A 291-nucleotide genomic window follows, 5' to 3' on the forward strand; every position below is an offset into this window, starting at 1 on the left:
GTCACTGAGCGCGCAGCAACTGTTGTATATCAGGTAGATGAGCGCGAGTTGCGACCAGGGGGAACGGTTTCAGGCCCAACCATGATGACTCTTGCAGACTATGAATTGTATATCGCCATTTTAGGAGAAATTGGGCTGGTCGGTTTAACCGTGACCACCAGTTTATCGATCAACTTTCTAAGTAAACCTGCAGCTTAAACAAATATCCGCGGTGAATGTAAGTTAATGAAAGTTGGCAAAGAATTGGTGGTTGGGGATGTGTGGTTGTATTCAGTGGGTAAGGATGAACCC

At 46.0% G+C, this 291-nt stretch carries 1 pseudogene; it reads left to right on the plus strand.

The window, feature by feature from the left end:
• Positions 1-291: pseudogene (locus ACG9ZB_RS17110) on the plus strand (PaaI family thioesterase); the annotation flags it as partial.

It is taken from the genome of Acinetobacter johnsonii, assembly GCF_048551975.1.
Classification (GTDB): domain Bacteria; phylum Pseudomonadota; class Gammaproteobacteria; order Pseudomonadales; family Moraxellaceae; genus Acinetobacter; species Acinetobacter johnsonii_A.